The 18,001-nt window shown below is 73.2% G+C and carries 15 protein-coding genes and 1 riboswitch; of the genes, 5 read left to right on the top strand and 10 right to left on the bottom strand.

Annotated features, from left to right (window positions below; translation table 11 throughout):
* Positions 1-103: 103 nt before the first annotated feature.
* A complete protein-coding gene (gene ectA / locus ACSMXR_RS06590; protein WP_137233872.1) occupies positions 104-634 on the bottom strand; it encodes a diaminobutyrate acetyltransferase in 531 nt (176 codons plus the stop codon).
* A gap of 307 nt (positions 635-941) precedes the next feature.
* Positions 942-2,048, bottom strand: a complete 1,107-nt coding sequence (locus ACSMXR_RS06585; protein WP_473171409.1) for a pyridoxal-phosphate-dependent aminotransferase family protein — start codon at positions 2,046-2,048, stop codon at positions 942-944.
* An 88-nt stretch (positions 2,049-2,136) separates the two neighbouring features.
* On the opposite strand from ACSMXR_RS06585, the gene ACSMXR_RS06580 reads away from it, so the two are divergent.
* Both ACSMXR_RS06580 and ACSMXR_RS06575 read left to right on the top strand, forming a co-directional pair.
* Positions 2,137-3,237 carry an amidohydrolase family protein gene (locus ACSMXR_RS06580; RefSeq protein ID WP_359147204.1) on the top strand — a complete coding sequence of 367 codons (1,101 nt, stop codon included), beginning with the start codon at positions 2,137-2,139 and terminating at the stop codon, positions 3,235-3,237.
* Between the two features lie 322 nt (positions 3,238-3,559).
* The gene (locus ACSMXR_RS06575; RefSeq protein ID WP_473171408.1) at positions 3,560-4,597 is read left to right on the top strand and encodes an SCO1860 family LAETG-anchored protein; all 1,038 of its coding nucleotides are present in this window, start codon (positions 3,560-3,562) and stop codon (positions 4,595-4,597) included.
* A 60-nt stretch (positions 4,598-4,657) separates the two neighbouring features.
* Here the strand turns inward: ACSMXR_RS06575 and cobC are convergent, their stop codons facing one another.
* Complete coding sequence (gene cobC / locus ACSMXR_RS06570; protein WP_473171407.1) at positions 4,658-6,259, bottom strand: Rv2231c family pyridoxal phosphate-dependent protein CobC; 1,602 nt, start codon at positions 6,257-6,259, stop codon at positions 4,658-4,660.
* A gap of 190 nt (positions 6,260-6,449) precedes the next feature.
* Here cobC and ACSMXR_RS06565 point away from each other — a divergent pair, with 190 nt between their 5' ends.
* Complete coding sequence (locus tag ACSMXR_RS06565; protein ID WP_137233877.1) at positions 6,450-7,172, top strand: ZIP family metal transporter; 723 nt, start codon at positions 6,450-6,452, stop codon at positions 7,170-7,172.
* Positions 7,173-7,219: 47 nt separating this feature from the next.
* On the opposite strand, the gene ACSMXR_RS06560 is transcribed toward ACSMXR_RS06565, so the two are convergent.
* The 7 genes from ACSMXR_RS06560 to ACSMXR_RS06530 form a co-directional block, all read right to left on the bottom strand.
* Entirely contained in the window at positions 7,220-8,596 is a 1,377-nt protein-coding gene (locus tag ACSMXR_RS06560; protein ID WP_473171406.1) for a cobyrinate a,c-diamide synthase, read from the bottom strand.
* On the bottom strand, positions 8,590-9,189 hold the full coding sequence (gene cobO, locus ACSMXR_RS06555; protein WP_018512216.1) for a cob(I)yrinic acid a,c-diamide adenosyltransferase: 600 nt from the start codon (positions 9,187-9,189) through the stop codon (positions 8,590-8,592). Before cobO ends, ACSMXR_RS06560 begins: the two co-directional genes overlap by 7 nt.
* Entirely contained in the window at positions 9,189-11,237 is a 2,049-nt protein-coding gene (locus ACSMXR_RS06550) for a putative cobaltochelatase (RefSeq protein WP_473171405.1), read from the bottom strand. The genes cobO and ACSMXR_RS06550 overlap by 1 nt, the downstream gene beginning before the upstream one ends.
* On the bottom strand, positions 11,234-12,940 hold the full coding sequence (locus tag ACSMXR_RS06545; RefSeq protein ID WP_473171404.1) for a cobyric acid synthase: 1,707 nt from the start codon (positions 12,938-12,940) through the stop codon (positions 11,234-11,236). Before ACSMXR_RS06545 ends, ACSMXR_RS06550 begins: the two co-directional genes overlap by 4 nt.
* Positions 12,937-13,932: a cobalamin biosynthesis protein gene (locus ACSMXR_RS06540; protein ID WP_218527966.1), complete on the bottom strand. Its 996-nt coding sequence runs from the start codon at positions 13,930-13,932 to the stop codon at positions 12,937-12,939. The genes ACSMXR_RS06545 and ACSMXR_RS06540 overlap by 4 nt, the downstream gene beginning before the upstream one ends.
* A 120-nt stretch (positions 13,933-14,052) precedes the next feature.
* A riboswitch (cobalamin riboswitch) is annotated at positions 14,053-14,234 on the bottom strand.
* A gap of 118 nt (positions 14,235-14,352) precedes the next feature.
* Positions 14,353-14,583 carry a hypothetical protein gene (locus ACSMXR_RS06535; protein ID WP_137233883.1) on the bottom strand — a complete coding sequence of 77 codons (231 nt, stop codon included), beginning with the start codon at positions 14,581-14,583 and terminating at the stop codon, positions 14,353-14,355.
* 12 nt (positions 14,584-14,595) lie between these two features.
* A complete protein-coding gene (locus tag ACSMXR_RS06530) occupies positions 14,596-15,861 on the bottom strand; it encodes an inorganic phosphate transporter (protein ID WP_381907791.1) in 1,266 nt (421 codons plus the stop codon).
* A 277-nt stretch (positions 15,862-16,138) separates the two neighbouring features.
* On the opposite strand from ACSMXR_RS06530, the gene ACSMXR_RS06525 reads away from it, so the two are divergent.
* Complete coding sequence (locus tag ACSMXR_RS06525; RefSeq protein ID WP_473171403.1) at positions 16,139-16,798, top strand: class II aldolase/adducin family protein; 660 nt, start codon at positions 16,139-16,141, stop codon at positions 16,796-16,798.
* A 66-nt stretch (positions 16,799-16,864) separates the two neighbouring features.
* Positions 16,865-17,992 carry an alpha/beta hydrolase gene (locus tag ACSMXR_RS06520; protein ID WP_473171402.1) on the top strand — a complete coding sequence of 376 codons (1,128 nt, stop codon included), beginning with the start codon at positions 16,865-16,867 and terminating at the stop codon, positions 17,990-17,992.
* The last annotated feature ends 9 nt before the right edge of the window (positions 17,993-18,001 follow it).

Genomic DNA, 18,001 nt, shown 5'->3' with positions numbered 1-18,001 from the left:
GCGCGAAAAGTCGGGGAGGCCGGGCGTACGGGTCGGGTACGCCGGGGTGGTGGCCGGGCGGGTCCGGCCGGCGAACGTGCCGGTCGGTCGGTGAGCGTGCCGGTCAGGCGGCGAACGGGCCTATCCGGTAGAGCACCTCGGGCAGATGCGTCCCTTCGGGGAACAGCGCGCCCTCGAAGAGCACCTCCTGCTCCAGCGCGACGTCGTGGCGCTGGGCGTAGGACGTGAACAGCCGGTCGGACGCGGTGTTGTCCGGGGTGATCGTCGTCTCCACGGACGACAGTCCCTGGTCGGCGGCGACCCGGGCGGTCAGCGCGTCCAGCAGAGTGGCGGCCAGCCCCTTGCCGCGGTGGGCCTGGTCCACGGCCACCTGCCAGACGACGAGGGTCTGGGGGCGGTCGGGCCTGATGTAGCCCGTCACGAAGGCGATGGGCTCGCCGTTCTCGCCACGGGCGACGACGGAGGTCGCGGCGAAGTCACGACACCACAGCAGGTAGCTGTACGAGGAGTTCAGGTCCAGGACCTGGGAGTCGCGGGCGATGCGCCAGATCGCGGCTCCGTCCTCCACTCGTGGGGTGTCGATACTGAGGAATTCGCTTCGGGCACGGGCAAAATCTGCTGGTGCGGCGGTCATGGGAATTGAATTTACCCAGCAAATTTCGAAATTGCATCGACGTGAAGGGTTGGGTGAAGCGCCTCCATGTGTTATCAGGCGTGCGCGAGATTCACCATGATTCGGGTGGAATTTCAGGCTCTTTGTCCCGAATTTTTCGGGCATAACGCCGCCCGTGTGGAGTCGGTCACAGGGTTGTAACTCTCCTGAGACGTGTCCGAATCACGAAGTTCGATGCCCGAAAAACTTCCGCGTTTAGGTGCCGGGAAAGCGGGCAGAAGAATGCGGGGAGCTGCTTTCGATAAAGCAGCTCCCCGCATTATGAATATCAGCGGCCCGGCCAGGTTTCCGAAACGGCGGCCCGGGCAGCATCGATATCGACCCGCAGGCCCGCATCGGTCAGCGCCGCCCCCAGAGCCGCGAGCGAGGACAGCACCGCGTCCCGCGTCGCATCCGCCCCGTAGTGATTGACCCGGATCATCTCCTTGGACAGCGCCCCGCCGCCCGCGACGAGCGGGAGCGAGGGATCGGCCGCCAGCGCGTGCGCGACCAGCGCGGCGGCGTCGGTCCCCGCCGGGGCGCGCAGCGTCGTGGCCACCGGAGCGGCGTCCCGCGCCTGAAGGACGTACGGCTCCAGACCGCCGCCCAGCGCCACCGCGCCCGCCCGGGTCGCCGCGGCGGCCGAGGCGTGGCGGGCCATCACCATGTCCAAGCCGTCCGCCTCGATCCGCTCCAGACACGCCTCCAGGCCCAGCATCTCCAGCTGCGCCGGGGCGTGCGGCAGCGCCTTGCGGCCCCCGTCGATCCAGCGCTCCTTCCAGTCCAGGAGGGAGAGGTAGGAGCGGCGCGGGGCTGCCGGGTTGGCGGCCATCCGCTCCCAGGCCCGCGCGCTCACCGACACCGCGGAGACCCCGGCCGGCCCGCCCATGGCCTTCTGCGCGCCGATCACGCACAGATCGACGCCCCAGGCGTCCGGCAGCAGCGGCTCGGCGCCCACCGAGGCGACCGCGTCCAGCATGAACAGCGCGCCGTGCGCCCGGACCACCTCGCCGATCTCCGCGACCGGGTTGGTGTTGCCGGTCGCCGCCTCCGCGTGCACCAGCGAGACGAAGTCGATCTCCGGGTGCGCGGCGAGCGCGTCGGCGATTTGGCCGGCGGTCACCGCCGTATGGAAGGGCACCGCGAGGTCGACGACCTGCGCGCCGCAGTCCCGCAGCCAGTTGCCGAAGGTCTGCCCGTAGGGGCCGGTGACCACGTTCAGCGCGGTCGAGCCGGGCCGCGCGCCGCTGCGGATACAGCCCTCCAGCGGCAGCAGCGCCTCGCCCTGGGTGATGACGACGTCCTGCTCCGTGGCGAGGAGCCGGGCCACGGACCGCTCGATCGCCGCGAAGCGGTCGGCGGTCAGCGGCGGGAGGTCGAGGAAGGGGTGCGTCACGGTGGGGCTCTCTTCGGGTTCGTGCGGCGGTCGGAAAGACACCGGCAGCCTACCGACGGCCTTCCGGCGGCCTCGTACAGTGCCGCCTATGAGTGATCAGGAGGAACAGCGGGTGCTGCGGGTGAAGGGCCGGGTGCTCGTCGGCCCGGACGAGGTGCGGGACGAACTGTGGGCCGTGGACGGGCGGATCACCTACGAGCGGCCGCCCGGCGCCGACCGCGCGGTGACCGTCACCGGCTGGGCGCTGCCCGGTCTGGTCGACGCGCACTGCCATGTGGGCCTGGACGCGCACGGCCCGGTCGACGCGGCCACCGCCGAGAAGCAGGCGCTCACCGACCGGGAGGCCGGAACCCTGCTGATCCGGGACGCCGGATCGCCCTCCGACACCCGGTGGGTCGACGACCGCGAGGATCTGCCGAAGATCATCAGGGCCGGCCGGCACATCGCCAGGACCCGCCGCTACATCCGTAACTACGCCCATGAGATCGAGCCCGGCGACCTCGTCGCGTACGTGGCCCGGGAGGCCCGGCGCGGGGACGGCTGGGTCAAGCTGGTGGGGGACTGGATCGACCGCGACGCCGGGGACCTGACCGCCTGCTGGCCGCGCGGCGAGCTGGCGGCGGCCATCGCCGAGGCGCACCGGCTCGGCGCCCGGGTCACCGCGCACTGCTTCGCCGAGGAGTCGCTCACCGACCTGGTGGAGGCGGGCATCGACTGCGTCGAGCACGCCACCGGCCTCACCGAGGAGACCATCCCGCTCTTCGCCGAACGCGGGGTCGCGATCGTCCCGACGCTGGTCAACATCGCCACCTTCCCGGACCTCGCGGCGGGCGGCGAGGCCAAGTTCCCGCGCTGGTCGGCCCATATGCGGCAGCTGTACGAACGCCGCTACGACACCGTGCGCGCCGCGTACGACGCGGGCATCCCGGTCTACGTCGGCACCGACGCGGGCGGCTCGCTGGCGCACGGCCTGGTCGCGGGCGAGGTTGCCGAGCTGGTCAAGGCGGGCATCCCGCCGCTGGAGGCCCTCTCCGCCACCGCGTGGGGAGCCAGGCGCTGGCTGGGGCGGCCGGTGCTGGAGGAGGGCGCCCCGGCGGACCTGGTGGTGTACGAGGAGGATCCGCGCGCGGACGTCCGGGTGCTGGCGGCTCCTCGGCACATCGTGCTGAACGGGCGTGTGATCGGCTGAGGGCGGCGCGGTGCCGTGTTGACGGGCAGTGACGGGGGCGGCCCCGGCTCGTTGAAGCACCTTCGCGCATGTCGCGGTGTCGTCCGCTGTGTTCGGGTGCCGTACGACCGGAGCCGGGTGAAACGAGTGACGCCGGGGAACGCGCGTGCCGAAAGATTCGAATATGCGCGCGGAAACCCCCCTTTGGGGTGAACTCACGCCAGGTATCCGCCAGTTCACCCTCAGTGCGTAAAGATTCACGGAGTCGAGGCCGCCGGCACGGGCGATGTCCCCCATTGGACTGTGCCGGTGGCTCCATGTCTCTTGTGGGGGTTCCACCATCTTGAACAGCAACACCTTCCGTCTCGCCGCCCTGGCGGTCGCCGCCGCCCCCGTCGCTCTGCTTGCCGCCGTCCCCGCGCACGCAGCCCCGGCGACGCCCACCACCGGCGAGGGCAGGGCGAGCGCGGTCGTGCTCCGTACCGGGCTCGACGTCTCGCTCCTCAACAAGTCCGTCCAGGTGCCCCTCAAGGTCACGCTCAACGAGGTGCAGGCGCCGGCCAGCGCCGAGAAGACCGCGCTGACGGTGAACCTGGACGGGGTGGAGGGCCGGCCGGTGAGCGTCCTGCGCGCCGATGTGGCCACCGCGAACGCCACCGTGGACGAGCACAAGGCCGAGGGGTACACCAACCTGGCGAAGGCCCGGATCCATGTCCCCGGACTCACCGCGCTCTCGCTCATCGAGGTCGAGAAGGTCACCTCCAAGGCCGTCTGCGAGACCGGCAAGAAGCCCGTCGCCGAGTCGAACGTGCTCGGCCATGTCGCGGTGCTCGGCAAGAAGGTGACACTCAGCGCGGGCGGCCCGACGCGGGTGTCGGTGCCGGGTGTCGGCGAGGTCTCCCTCGACCTGTCCAAGACCGTCACCACCGAGCGCACGGCGGCCGCGACGGCGCTCCAGCTCAAGGTGTCGGTCAACCCGCTGAAGCTCAACGTCGCCGAGGTGGAGGGCGAGGTCACCCTCGCCGAGGCGACCTGCGAGACCCCGAAGGGGCCGAAGACCCCCGAGAAGCCGGGCACCACGGACGGCGGCTCCACCGGCGGTGACACGGGCGGCGACTCCGGCGGTTCCACCGACGGCGGCTCCACGGACGGGGGTTCCACGGACGGCGGCTCCACCGGCGGCGACCAGGGCGACGGCGGCAAGAGCGGCGACGTGAAGACGCAGACCGGCTCCGACACCGGCCCCGCCCCCACCGAGGCCAACCTCGCCGAGACCGGCGGCAGCTCCACCACCCCGTACATCGCGGGCGGAGCGGCCCTGCTGCTGGCCGTCGGCGCGGGCGCCACGGTGCTGGCCCGCAGGCGCAGCAGCCAGAGCTGATACGCGAAAGGGGGGCGGCGTCCGCACGACGGACGCCGCCCCCGGGTTCTGCGGGGCTCCTCAGCGCCCCGATCTCGCGGGCAGCGCCTGCACGGCCTGGTCCAGCGCCTGGAGGAAACGATTGGTCGTGGCCCGGTCCCGGACCGCGAGCCGCAGCCACTGCGGCCCGAGCCCCGGGAACGTATCCCCGCGCCGGGCCGCGAAGCCCAGCAGCCGCAGCCGCTCCCGCACCTCCGCCGCCCGCTCCAGACGCACCAGGACGAACGGCCCCCGGGCCGTCTCCACCGCCTCCACCTCGCTGAACTCGGCCAGCCCGGCGAGCAGATGGGCCCGGTCCACGGTGATCCGGTCCGCCGCCTCGGCCGCCTCCACCAGCGCCCGCGGCTCCATGCACGCCTCCGCCGCCGCCAGCGCCGGGGTGGACACCGGCCACAGCGGCTGCGCCTCCGCGAGCAGCGCCACCGTCTCCGGCTCGGCCAGGACATAGCCGATCCGCAGCCCGGCGAGCCCCCAGGTCTTGGTGAGACTGCGCAGCACCACGAGCCCCGGGATGTCCGTCCGCCCGCACAACGCCTCGCGCTCGCCCGGCACGACGTCCATGAACGCCTCGTCGACCACCAGCGTCCGCCCCGGCCGCGCCAGCCGCTCCAGCAGGGCCGCCGGATGCAGCACGGACGTCGGGTTCGTCGGATTGCCGATCACCACGAGGTCCGCCTGCTCGGGCACGGCCGCCGGATCGAGCCGGAAGCCGTCCTCCTCCCGCAGCAGCACCCGGCCCACCCCGTGCCCGGCCGCCCGGAGCGCCGCCTCCGGCTCGGTGAACTGCGGATGCACCACGACCGGACACCGGGCCGGAAGAGCCCGGGCGATCAGGACGAACGCCTCGGCCGCGCCCGCCGTCAGCAGCACCCGCTCCACCGGCAGTCCGTGCCGGCCCGCGACCGCGGCCCGGGCGGAGGACCCGTCCGGGTAGGCGGCCAGCGAGGTGAGCGACGCGGCTATCCGCTCGCGCAGCCACTCCGGGGGAGTGTGGGTACGGACGTTCACGGCGAGATCGGTCAGATTCTCGCCGCGCACCTCCGCGTCGCCGTGGTGGCGCAGGTCGGGGCCGGCGCTCTCGATGTTCTGTGTGGGGGGAGTCATGGCAGCCATGGTGAACGGGCGGGAGCCCCCCGTCACCGGTGAGGTGGAAGTTTTCCTCCCGGAAACATCGAAAGTCCCGGTGACGGCCGGAAAACGCCGGGCCACCGCACAGGTCGCCACCCCCGCGGACGCGGCGTTCGCGCCCGTGGCACGGGTCTTCGGCACCACCAGCTCGTCCGCCTCGATCAGCGCCGCCGCCTCCGCGACCGACGGGGTCCCCACCGCCGCACCCACCGCGCCCGAGGGGTGCGGCACGCGGACCGCGGCCAGCGCCCTGGCCGGATGCGTCCGCACCGGCACCCCGAGCCGGGCCGCCGCCCCCACGATCCCCGGCTCGTCCCCCTTCGCGTCGACCGTGGCCACCTCCACCACGTCCGCCGCGTCCAGCCCGGCCCCGCTCAACACCGCCTCGATCAGGGCGAACACCGCGTCGCCGGAGGCGCCGCGGCGCGCGCCGACCCCCACCACCAGACTGCGGGCGCCGGACTCCGGTCCGGGGCCGACGGATGCTCCGGTCATCGGCGGAGTCCTGCCTTTCAGGTCAAACGTCGCGGTGGTGCGTCGGTGGTACGTCAGGGGTACGGAGGCAGCGGGCGCGGCCGTTCCGTATACGGGGCACGGGCACGGGCGGCAGGAGAGGCGCCGCGGGCCACGCCGGTAAGGACACCCTGAGATGCGGAGGGAGGGCTTGATCGGCTAGCAAGGCCCCATGGCGGTGTTCGTCGCGCTCGGCGCGTTCCTGATGACCCTGGCCGGCGGCTGGGTCGCCCAACGCGTCACCGACCGCCGTCACCTGGTGCTCGGCTTCGCGGGCGGGCTGATGCTCGGTGTGGTCGGACTCGACCTCCTGCCGGAGGCGATGGAGGCCGCGGGCACCCCGGTGTTCGGCGTGCCCGCCGCCCTGTTGCTGTTCGTCGGCGGCTTCCTGGTGGCCCATCTGGTCGAGGGGCTGCTCGCCGTACGCCAGGTGGCACACGGGGCGAGCGGCGAACGCGTACCCCAGGTGGGGCTGACGGCGGCGGCCGCGATGGTCGGCCACAGCCTGATGGACGGCATCGCGCTCGGCGCCGCCTTCCAGGTCAGCGGAGCCATGGGCCTGGCCGTCGCGCTGGCGGTGATCAGTCATGACTTCGCCGACGGATTCAACACGTACACCCTCACCAGTCTGTACGGGAACGCCCGCCGAAAGGCGCTCCTGATGCTGTTCGCGGCCGCTCTGGCGCCGGTCGTGGGCGCCGCGACGACGCTGCTGTTCACCCTTCCGGAGGAACTGCTCGGCGGCTATCTCGGCTTCTTCGGCGGCGCGCTGCTCTATCTGGCCGCCGCGGAGATTCTTCCCGAGGCGCACCACACCCATCCCGCCCGCTCCACCCTTCTCTGCACCATCGGGGGCGTGGGCTTCATCTGGCTGGTCGTCGGCATCGCCGAATGAGCCACGCGTACGCCCGCACACGCCGCCGAGGCGAACGCGCGGGTCGCTCACCGCGCCCGGCAGTGCTCGACGAACCGCCGGGCCACCTCGGGGGCGGCCGCCCAGTGGGTGTGCAGATAGCTGGCGTGCACGCCCCGCCGGACGTATCCCTCGACCCGCCGCTCCGGCTGGTGCATGCCCCAGGCCGGGGTGGTCCCGGCCCCCGGCTCCAGCACCGTGCGGTGGAACTCGTGACCGCGCATCCGGGTCCCCGCCACCGCCAGCGCACTGTCCGAGACCGCGACCGCCTGCCGGTACCCGAGCGTGAGCCGCTCGGACATCCTGGCCTCGGCGTCCAGCACCCCGCACATCGGCTTCCCGTCCAGCTCCCGCGCCAGATACAGCAGCCCCGCGCACTCGGCCGCCACCGGCGCGCCGCTCAGGGCCAGCTCCGTGACCGCCCGCCGCAACGGCTCGTTCGCCGACAGCTCGGGGGCGTACATCTCCGGGAACCCGCCGCCGATGACGAGCCCCGCCGTACCCGCCGGCAGCTTCTCGTCCCGCAGCGGGTCGAAGGTCACGACCTCCGCCCCGGCCGCCGTCAGCAGTTCGGCGTGCTCCGCGTACGCGAAGGTGAACGCCGCCCCGCCCGCCACGGCGACAACGGGCCGGGGACCATGAGCGGGGGCCGCGGGGGAGGCCGAGGCCGCCGGGGCGTACGCGGGCGACCAAGGCTCGTCCGCCAGCGCGGGAGCCGTGCGCGCCAGCGCCATCAGCGCGTCCAGGTCGCACCCCGCGCGGACCCGCTCACCCATGGCCCGTACGGCGTCCACCGCATCGCCCTGCCGCTCGGCCACCGGCACCAGACCCAGGTGACGCGAGGGCGTCGCGACCTGCGGGGCCCGCCGGATCACGCCCAGCACCGGCAGGCCGGACTCGTCCAACGCGTCCCGCAGCAGCGCCTCGTGCCGGTCGGAGGCCACCTTGTTCAGGATCACCCCGCCGATCCGCACCTCCGGATCCCAGGAGGCGAACCCGTGCACCAGGGCCGCCACCGACCGGGACTGCGAAGAGGCGTCCACCACCAGCACCACGGGCGCCCTGAGCAGCTTCGCCACCTGCGCGGTCGACGCCAGCTCACCCTGCCCCGAGGCACCGTCGTACAGCCCCATCACACCCTCGACCACGGCGAGATCGCACCCCGCCGACCCGTGTGCGAAGAGCGGGGCGATCAGCTCCGTCCCGCACATGTACGCGTCGAGATTGCGGCCGGGACGGCCCGTCGCCAGCGAGTGGTAACCCGGATCGATGTAGTCCGGGCCCACCTTGTGCGGCGAGACGGCAAGCCCGCGCGCGGCGAAGGCGGCCATCAGACCGGTGGCGACGGTGGTCTTGCCGCTGTTGGAGGCCGGAGCGGCGATGACCAGACGGGGCACACTCACCACTCGATGCCCCTCTGGCCCTTCTGCCCCGCGTCCATCGGGTGCTTCACCTTCGACATGTCGGTCACCAGGTCGGCGGCCTCGATGAGCGCGTCCGGCGCGTTGCGGCCGGTGATCACCACATGCTGGGTGCCGGGCCGGTTCCGCATCACCTCGACGACCTCGTCGGTGTCGATCCAGCCCCAGTGCATCGGATAGGCGAACTCGTCGAGCACGTACAGCTTGTACGTCTCGGCCGCCAGGTCGCGCTTGACCTGCTCCCAGCCCTCACGGGCCTTCTCCTCGTTGTCGAGCTGACCGTCGCGCTGGACCCAGGACCAGCCCTCGCCCATCTTGTGCCAGTCGACGGTGCCGCCCTCGCCGCTCGCGCCCAGCACCTTCAGCGCGTTCTCCTCGCCGACCTTCCACTTCGCCGACTTCACGAACTGGAACACCCCGATCGGCCAGCCCTGGTTCCAGGCCCGCAGCGCGAGCCCGAAGGCGGCGGTCGACTTGCCCTTCCCGATGCCCGTGTGGACGAACAGGAGCGGGCGGTTGCGCCGCTGCCGGGTGGTGAGCCCGTCGTCCGGCACCGATGTCGGCTGTCCCTGCGGCATTAAGCGGCCCTCCCGGCTGCGGTGACGTCCTTGACGAGCCCGGCGATCGAGTCGGCCCGCAGCTCGTCGAGCGTGACGGCGGTGCCTCCCAGTTCCCGGGCCAACTCCCCGGCGAGACCGAGGCGTACGTACCCCGACTCGCAGTCCACGACGACCGAGGCCGTCCCCTCCGAGCGGTGCAGCCGTGCCGCCCGCCCCGCGAGCGCCACCGGCTCGGGCCCGCCGGTCGCCCGTCCGTCCGTGACGACGACGAGCAGGGGCCGCCGCGACGGATCGCGCAGCCGCTCCACCCGCAGGACGTCATGGGCCTTGAGCAGCCCGGCGGCGAGCGGAGTGCGCCCGCCCGTCGGCAGCGACTCCAGCCGTGCGGCGGCCGCGTCCACCGACGAGGTCGGCGGCAGCGCCACCTCCGCCTCCTTGCCCCGGAAGGTGACCAGACCGACCTTGTCCCGCCGCTGGTAGGCGTCCAGCAGCAGTGACAGCACGGCCCCCTTGACCGCGCTCATCCGCTGCCGGGCCGCCATCGACCCGGAGGCGTCCACGACGAACAGCACGAGGTTGCCCTCACGCCCCTCGCGGGTCGCCTGCCGCAGATCGTCCCGGCGCACCACGAGCCCGCGCCCGGCACGCCCGCGCGCACGCTGGTGCGGGGCGGCCGCCTGCACGGTCGCGGCCAGGTGAAGCTTGGTCAGCGACCCCTGCGGGCGGCGCGCGCCGGTCGTACGCCCGTGCTCGGTACGGGCCCGGGAGCGCCGCCCGGCAGCGCCCTCGCCGAGCCCCGGCACGCTGAGCATCTTCGTCCGGAACGGCTCGGCGGACGCCACCGGCTGCTGCTCGGCCCCGGTGGACCGGCCGGGCGCGTCGGGGGCGCCTTCGGGAGCCTGCGACGGCGTGTCGCCGTCCTCGCCGCCCTGGCCCTGCGGCGGCGTACGGTCGCCGTCGGCCTGCGGCGGCAAACCCCCGCCGCCACCGCCGTCATCGTTCCCGCCACCATCAGGGTCGGGGTCGGGCCGGTCATCGTCGTCGTTGTCGTCCTGCGGGCCGGCCTCGTCCAGGGTCTGGTCGAGCTTGTCCTCGTCCAGGCCCGGCGCGTCGAAGGGGTTGCGGCGACGCCGGTGGGGGAGCGCGAGGAGCGCGGCCTGCCGCACGTCGTCGGCGGTGACCTCCTCGCGCCCCGCCCAGGCGGCCAGCGCGGTGGCGGTACGGGCCATCACGATGTCGGCCCGCATGCCGTCCACCTCGAACGCGGCGCAGGTGGCGGCGATCTGCCGCAACACGCCGTCGCCGAGCACGACGCGGGGCAGCAGGGCGCGCGCATCGGCGATCCGCCGCCGCAGGGCGCTCTCCTCCTCGGCCCAGCGCGCCGCGAAGCCCTCGGGATCGTCGTCGTACGCGAGCCGGCGCCGCACGACCTCGACCCGCTCGTCGGTGTCCCGGGACGCGGCCACCTCGACGGTCAGCCCGAACCGGTCCAGCAACTGCGGCCGCAGCTCGCCCTCTTCCGGGTTCATCGTGCCGACCAGCAGGAACCGCGCCGCATGCCGTACGGAGACGCCCTCGCGCTCCACGTACGAGGCGCCCATGGCCGCCGCGTCCAGGAGCAGGTCCACCAGGTGGTCGTGGAGCAGGTTGACCTCGTCCACGTACAGGATCCCGCGATGCGCGTCGGCCAGCAGCCCCGGTTCGAACGCCTTCACGCCCTCCGAGAGCGCCCGCTCGATGTCCAGCGCCCCCACGAGCCGGTCCTCGGACGCGCCGACGGGCAGCTCCACGGTCCGCGCGGCCCGCGACACACCGGCCGCCTCCGCGTGCGGCCCGTCGGGACACGCCGGATCGGGCGAGACCGGATCACAGGAGAACCGGCACCCGGGCACGACGGCGACCTCGGGCATGAGGGCGGCCAGCGCACGCACAGCGGTGGACTTGGCGGTCCCCTTCTCCCCCCGCACGAGCACCCCACCGACAGCCGGACTGACCGCGTTCAGCAACAGCCCGAGCCGCAGGTCGTCCTGCCCGACGATCGCGGTGAAGGGATACGGCGTACTCACAAGGCCTCCTGGTCGACATGAACAACAGCTGCTTCCCCAAGCCCGCGGGGCGTTGCCTCCGCGGACCGGGCACCATCAAGCCCCTCGTTCCTGCGGGCTTCTCCCGGCGCCTCCGGGGGAGCCATTTCCAGCCCCTCCGGCGATTGAGGAGCGGGGTCCGGGGCAGCGCCCCGGCTCTCCGGAGCCCCCGCACCGAACGACGGCGCCCCCGGCGGCACGAACGGCAACCCGGACGGCGCCCCGCCCTCGATCAACCGCCACAACGCATCCGTATCCGCATGCTCCTCCACCAGATCCCCCAGCCGATCCAGCTGCTCCTCCCGCAACACCCCGAACCTCGTGTCCGGCGCGGGAACGAACCGCCGCCCGGCGGCCCGGGCCACCTCCACCAGGAACCGCCGCCGGAACGCATCGCTCTCCAGCGACCCGTGCCAGTGCGTCCCCCACACCGCCCCCACCCGGCACCCGTCCAGGAACGGCTCCCCGCCCCGTACATCGGCCACCCCGTGGTGGATCTCGTACCCCTCCACCGGCTCACCCAGCGCCGAACCGACCGGCCGCGCCAGCGTCTTGGCCCGGTCGAAGCGAATCCGTACGGGAAGGACCCCCAGCCCGTCCACGACCCCCGCCCGCGACTCCACCTCGTCCTCGATCCGCTCACCGAGCACCTGGAACCCGCCGCAGATGCCGAGCACCGGCCGGCCCTCCGCCGCGCGCCGCACCAACGCGTCCGCGAGCCCCCGCTCGCGCAGCCAGGCCAGCGCCTTCACCGTGCCGCGCGTCCCGGGCACGATCACCAGATCCGCGTCGGCCAGCTCATCGGCCCGGTCCACGAACCGCACGACGACGCCCGGTTCGGCGGCCAGCGCGTCCACGTCGGTGAAGTTGGACATCAACGGCACCGCGCAGACCGCGACCCGCAGCACGTCCTCCCCATGGGGCGGCGCCACGACCGACTCGCGGACCGCACCGCGCAGGGACACCCGCAGGCCGTCCTCCTCGTCGATGCCGAGCCCGTGGGCGTACGGCAGCACTCCGTACGTCCGCCGCCCGGTCAGACCGTGGAGCATGTCCAGCCCCGGCTCCAGCAGCGAGACGTCGCCCCGGAACTTGTTCACCAGGTAGCCCGCGACCAGCGCCTGATCCTCCGCGCTCAGCAGCGCCGTGGTCCCGAAGAAGGAGGCGAAGACCCCGCCCCGGTCGATGTCCCCGACCACCAGCACGGGAAAGCGGGCGGCCCGCGCGATCCCCATGTTCACGATGTCGGTCCGCCGCAGATTGATCTCGGCGGGGCTTCCGGCTCCCTCGCAGATCACCGCGTCGTACGTCGCCCGCAGCTCCTCCAGACACCCCGTCACCGTCCCGAGCAGCGCCTCCTGACGCCCCCCGTGGTACCCCCGGGCGCTCATCTCGCCGACCGGCTTGCCCATCAGGACGACCTGGCTGGACCGGTCGCTGCCGGGCTTCAGCAGCACCGGGTTCATCAGGGCCGTCGGCTCCACCCGGGCGGCCTGCGCCTGCATGGCCTGGGCCCGCCCGATCTCCGCGCCCTCGCGGGTCACGAAGGAGTTGAGAGACATGTTCTGCGCCTTGAACGGCGCGACCTTCACGCCCCGGCGCACCAGCCACCGGCAGATGCCCGCCGTGACGACGCTCTTGCCCGCGTCCGATGTGGTTCCCGCGACCAGCAGTCCGCCGCTCATGCCCGTCCCCGCCTCTGTCCTGTCGACGACCGTCCCGCGACCGCACGCCCGGCGGCCACGCGCCCCGCGACCAGCCGGCCCACCACGCACACGCCGAGGGCCAGCGCACTCACCCGGCGCGACAGCCGCACCGCGCGTTCGATGTCGGCGCTCCGCACGTCCCGCCCGGACTCGCCGTTCAGGACCGGCCGGTGTTCGACGCGCCCCGCGTACGCCAGCGTCCCCCCGAGCCGTACGCCGAGCGCCCCCGCGAACGCGGCCTCCACCGGCCCCGCGTTCGGGCTCGGATGGCGCCCCGCGTCCGCCTTCCAGGCGCGTACGGCCTCCGAGGGCCGCCCGCCCGCCACGACGGCCAGCGCGGCCGTCAGCCGGGCGCCCGGCCACCCCGCGAGGTCGTCCAGGCGGGCCGAGGCCCAGCCGTAACGGCGGTGGCGGGGCGACTTGTGGCCGACCATCGCGTCGAGCGTGTTCACGGCCCGGAAGCCGACGAGCCCCGGCACCCCGCCGATCGCCCCCCACACCAGCGCGCCGACGACGGCGTCCGAGGTGTTCTCCGCGACCGACTCCACCACGGCGCGAGCGATCTGCGGCCCGTCCAGGGAGTGCGGATCACGCCCGCACAGGTGCGGCAGCCGCTCCCGGGCCACCTCCAGGTCCCCGGCGGCCAGCGCGCCCCCGATGGCACGGGCCTCCCGGCCCAGCGACGTACCGCCGACGACCGACCACGTGGTGGCGGCCGTCAGCGCGACGGCGAGCGCGGGGCGTCCCCGTACGGCACGGGCGGCCAGTGCGGCGGCCCCCACGGCGCCTCCGGCGCACAGCAGGGTGTGCAGCGCGCCCCGGCCCCGGTCGTCACGCCACAGCAGGGACTCCACCCGCGCGGCGGCCCGGCCGAAACCGGCGACGGGATGGCCCCGCCGGGGGTCGCCCAGAGCCGCGTCGGCGATCAGCCCGGCGGTGGCGCCGTACGCGAAGACACGGTCGGCACGCACGGTTCAGCCCGCCGCGGGCAGAGGCGTTCCGGCACGAAGAGGTACGGGACGAGGCACAGGATGCGGCGCACGGCGGCCGGGCATGGCGTATGTCCTCACTCAGGGTCCGCGCCCTGGTTCGACGTGACCGGCGACAAGAGTCTCCTGGCTTCCCGGATCCGCAGTTCCCCCGGCCTTCCAGCCCTCGTCGAGAGGGCCGTGACATCCGGTGTGGGGGAGTGCTCCCCGGTGACAGTGGCGGGACCGCGCCGGATTCTCACCGGCTTCCTCTTCTGTCGCCGTAAATGGCTCCGGCAGTCCACCACGCTGCGAGAACGGCAGTCAACTTGCTGTTGACCTGCGGAGCTCCAGTGTGCGCAGACGCACATCGGGCCGGACACACGAGGTGTGTCCGGCCCGAGGAAGTGCGGTGGAACGGGGTCAGGCGACGATCAGATAGATCCCGTACGAGACCGCCGCCACGCACAGCGCGAAGCAGGCGTACGCGCCGGTGCGCGCCAGCGCCACCGATCCGCCGGAGGCGCTGCTTCCGGCCGTGGCGGACTGCTTGGAGAGGGCGACGATGCCCAGGGTGAAGAGGCCGACCAGCGCGACGGTGACCACGAGGCTGACACCGAAGACGGAGGCGAGAGCTGCCCAGTCGATTTTCATGCGGATCTGTCCTTACACCGTGGCCGGCGGCCGGGCCGGGTCGTCGGGCGCCGTGGCCGGAGCCGGGATGGTGGTCATGAGGTCGGAGGCCGGGACGCCGACGGGCGGCGGCTGGACCGCGGCGATGGCGGTGGTGACGACGCCCTGCGGCTCGTCCTCGCCGACGGCCGCGTCGTTGACGTTGGTGTGGTCGACCGGCTGGCGGCGCGAGGCCAGCCAGATCGCGAAGGAGCCGCCGATGAGCAGGATCGCGGTGACGGTGATGCCCCAGGTGCCCTGCTTGGTCAGGAACTCGGCGCCCGCGCCGACCAGACCCGCGGCCGGCAGGGTCAGACCCCAGGCGACGAACATCCGGGTGGCGGTGGACCAGCGGACCACGCCCCCCTTGCGGCCGAGGCCCGCGCCCATCACGGCACCCGAGCAGGACTGGGTGGTGGAGAGCGAGAAGCCGAGGTGCGAGGAGGCCAGGATGACGGTCGCCGCACTGGTCTGGGCGGCGAAGCCCTGCGGCGGCTTGAGGTCCGTCAGGCCGCTGCCCATGGTGCGGATGATGCGCCAGCCGCCGAGGTAGGTGCCGAGCGCGATGGCCACACCGGCGGAGACGATGACCCACATCGGCGGGTTGGAGCCGGGGGCGAGGACGCCGCCGGTGACCAGGGCCAGGGTGATGATGCCCATCGTCTTCTGGGCGTCGTTGGTGCCGTGGGCGAGCGAGACGAGACCGGCGGAGGCGATCTGTCCGGCCCGGTAGCCCTTGGCCGTCGACTTCAGCTGGTTCGGGTCGGTGACGTTCCGGTTGATCCGGTACGTCAGCCGCGTGGCCAGCATCGCGGCGAGGCCGGCCACCACCGGTGCGGCGATCGCCGGGAGCAGCACCTTGGTGACCACGGTGCCGCCGTTGATCGAGGACCAGCCGGCCGACATGACCGCGGCGCCGATCAGACCGCCGAACAGGGCGTGGGAGGAGCTGGAGGGCAGGCCGACCAGCCAGGTCAGGAGATTCCACAGGATGGCGCCGACGAGCGCCGCGAAGATGACCTCGGTTCTGAGGCCGTCCTCGTTGACAATCCCGCCGGAGATCGTCTTCGCGACCTCCACCGACAGGAACGCGCCGATCAGGTTGAGAACGGCGGACATCGCCACCGCTGTCTTGGGCTTCAGTGCGCCGGTCGAGATGGTGGTGGCCATCGCGTTGGCGGTGTCGTGGAAACCGTTCGTGAAATCGAACACGAGAGCTGTTACGACAACAATCGCAAGCAGCAGCGTGATGTGTTCCATTTACCCAGGCAATCGTTCGACGTCAGTGGCTCGTGGACCGTAGGCAACCTGGGTGAACGGAAGATGAACTGGACAGGGCGTTGCGGTGACCCCAAACGGAGTGGGCCGCTTCCGCTTGTGTGCGGGAGAGGTCACGGGATGCCTGTGGGGTGCGGCGTGGACTGCCCTTTGCCGCCCGTTGGCGAACATTTTGACCGGCTGTTCGGCACCCGGAAGAGATCCCCGTCACTGCCCGCGTGACGTTCCGGTTGCGCGCCTTCGCGCCTACGCTCGCCCCATGAGCGAGCAGCACCCGGAATCCGTGGCAGAGACCTGGCGGGACGTCGTCGCGACGGCCCGCCGCAGCGCGGCGGACGGCCTGGTCGTCGGCACCTCGGGCAATGTGTCCGCCCGGGTCGGCGATCTGGTCCTGGTGACGCCCAGCGGGGTGCCCTACGACCGGCTCGGACCCCACGACGCGGTCGGCGTCGACCTGGACGGCCGGCAGGTCATCGGGGAGCTCGGGCCGACCAGCGAACTCCCTCTCCACCTGGCGGTCTACCGCTCCACCGACGCCGCCGCCGTGGTCCACACCCACGCCGTGCACGCCACCGCCGTCTCCACCCTCGTCACCGAGGTGCCGCTGATCCACTACGCGGCCGCCATCCTCGGCGGCCCGGTCCGCACCGCCGCCTACGCCCGCTACGGCACCCCGGAACTGGCCGACGCCATGCTCGAAGCCCTCCAGGGCCGCACCGGCTGTCTGCTCGCCAACCACGGCACCGTCACCCACGGCGACACCCTCGACCAGGCCTACGAACGCACCGCCCAACTGGAGTGGCTGTGCCGCCTCTGGCTCACCGCGAGCTCCGTGCCCGGCCGCACCCCGGCCCTGCTCGACACAGCCCAGCTGGCCGAGGTGACCGAGGCGCTCAAGGGATACGGCCAGCCCGGCTGACCCGCGCCCCGCCCGGACGGCCCCCGTCCGCTGGCAGTCCGTCACCCGCGCCACGACACTGAAGCGGTGCGCCCGGTAACCGCGACGGCAACGGCCGTCACCTCGATCCTCGGCGTCGGTGCGGCAGCGGTCGCGGCCGGCCGGTACGCCAGCGACGTCGCCCTCAAGGCGACGCCCGGACGTCCCCTCCCCGCCGACCGCAGGCTCACCGTGCACGCCACGGCGGCCGGGCAGGTCACCCTGACCCGCTCCTTCTCGGCGCTCCGGCCCGGCACCTGGGGCCTCGCCGGACCCGGCGTCCACGCGGTCGTCGGACCCGTCGTCGACGGGGCCTCCCAAGCCGCCGACACGGTCGTACGGAGACTGGAGAGCGTCGGCCAGGGGATCCTCGAACCCGGCGCGAAGGTCCGCCTCACCCCCGCGCTGTACGGCGGCGACCCGGGCAGCGACCTCGGCCTGGACCACCAGGAGGCCGAGATCCCCGGCGAGCTGGGCATCCTGCCCGCCTGGTACGTCCCCGGCGCGCGCGACACCTGGATCATCACCGTGCACGGCCTCGGCGCCACCCGGACCCACCCCATGAACCTCATGGGCTTCCTGCACGCACAGCGCTTCCCGATCCTCGACCTCGCCTACCGGGGCGACCCCGGAGCCCCGCGCCCCGCCGACGGCCTCGGCCACTTCGGCACCTCCGAATGGCGCGACCTCGACGCCGCCATCCGCCACGCCCTGCGCCACGGAGCGCGGAACGTCATCGTCCACGGCTGGTCCACCGGCGCCACCATGGCCCTGTACGCCGCCGTCGAGTCACCGCTCCGCGACCGGATCAGCGGCCTCGTCCTCGACTCGCCGGTCCTCGACTGGCCGGTCACCCTGCGCGCCCTGGCCGCCGCCCGCGGCGTCCCGGCCGCCCTGCTGCCGCTCGCCGTCCGCGCCGCCCAGGGCCGGACCGGGATGAGCGCCGCCCCGGTGCTGGAGACCTCGGCGGCGGCCTCGCTGCGCACCCCGACCCTGATCCTGCACGGCCCCGACGACACCATCGCCCCCTGGGGGCCCTCCCGCGAGCTCGCCGCCCGCCGCCCGGATCTGGTCAGCCTGCACGCCGTGGCGCAGGCTCCGCATGCGTCGATGTGGAACGCCGACCCGGCCCGCTACGAAGAGACCCTGCGGCGCTTCCTCACGCCCCTGATGTGAGCCGATGGG

The sequence above is a fragment of the Streptomyces sp. DSM 106670 genome (assembly GCF_055792845.1).
The sequence above is the reverse complement of the archived record's forward strand: the minus strand, read 5'-3'. Positions and strand labels throughout refer to the sequence as shown.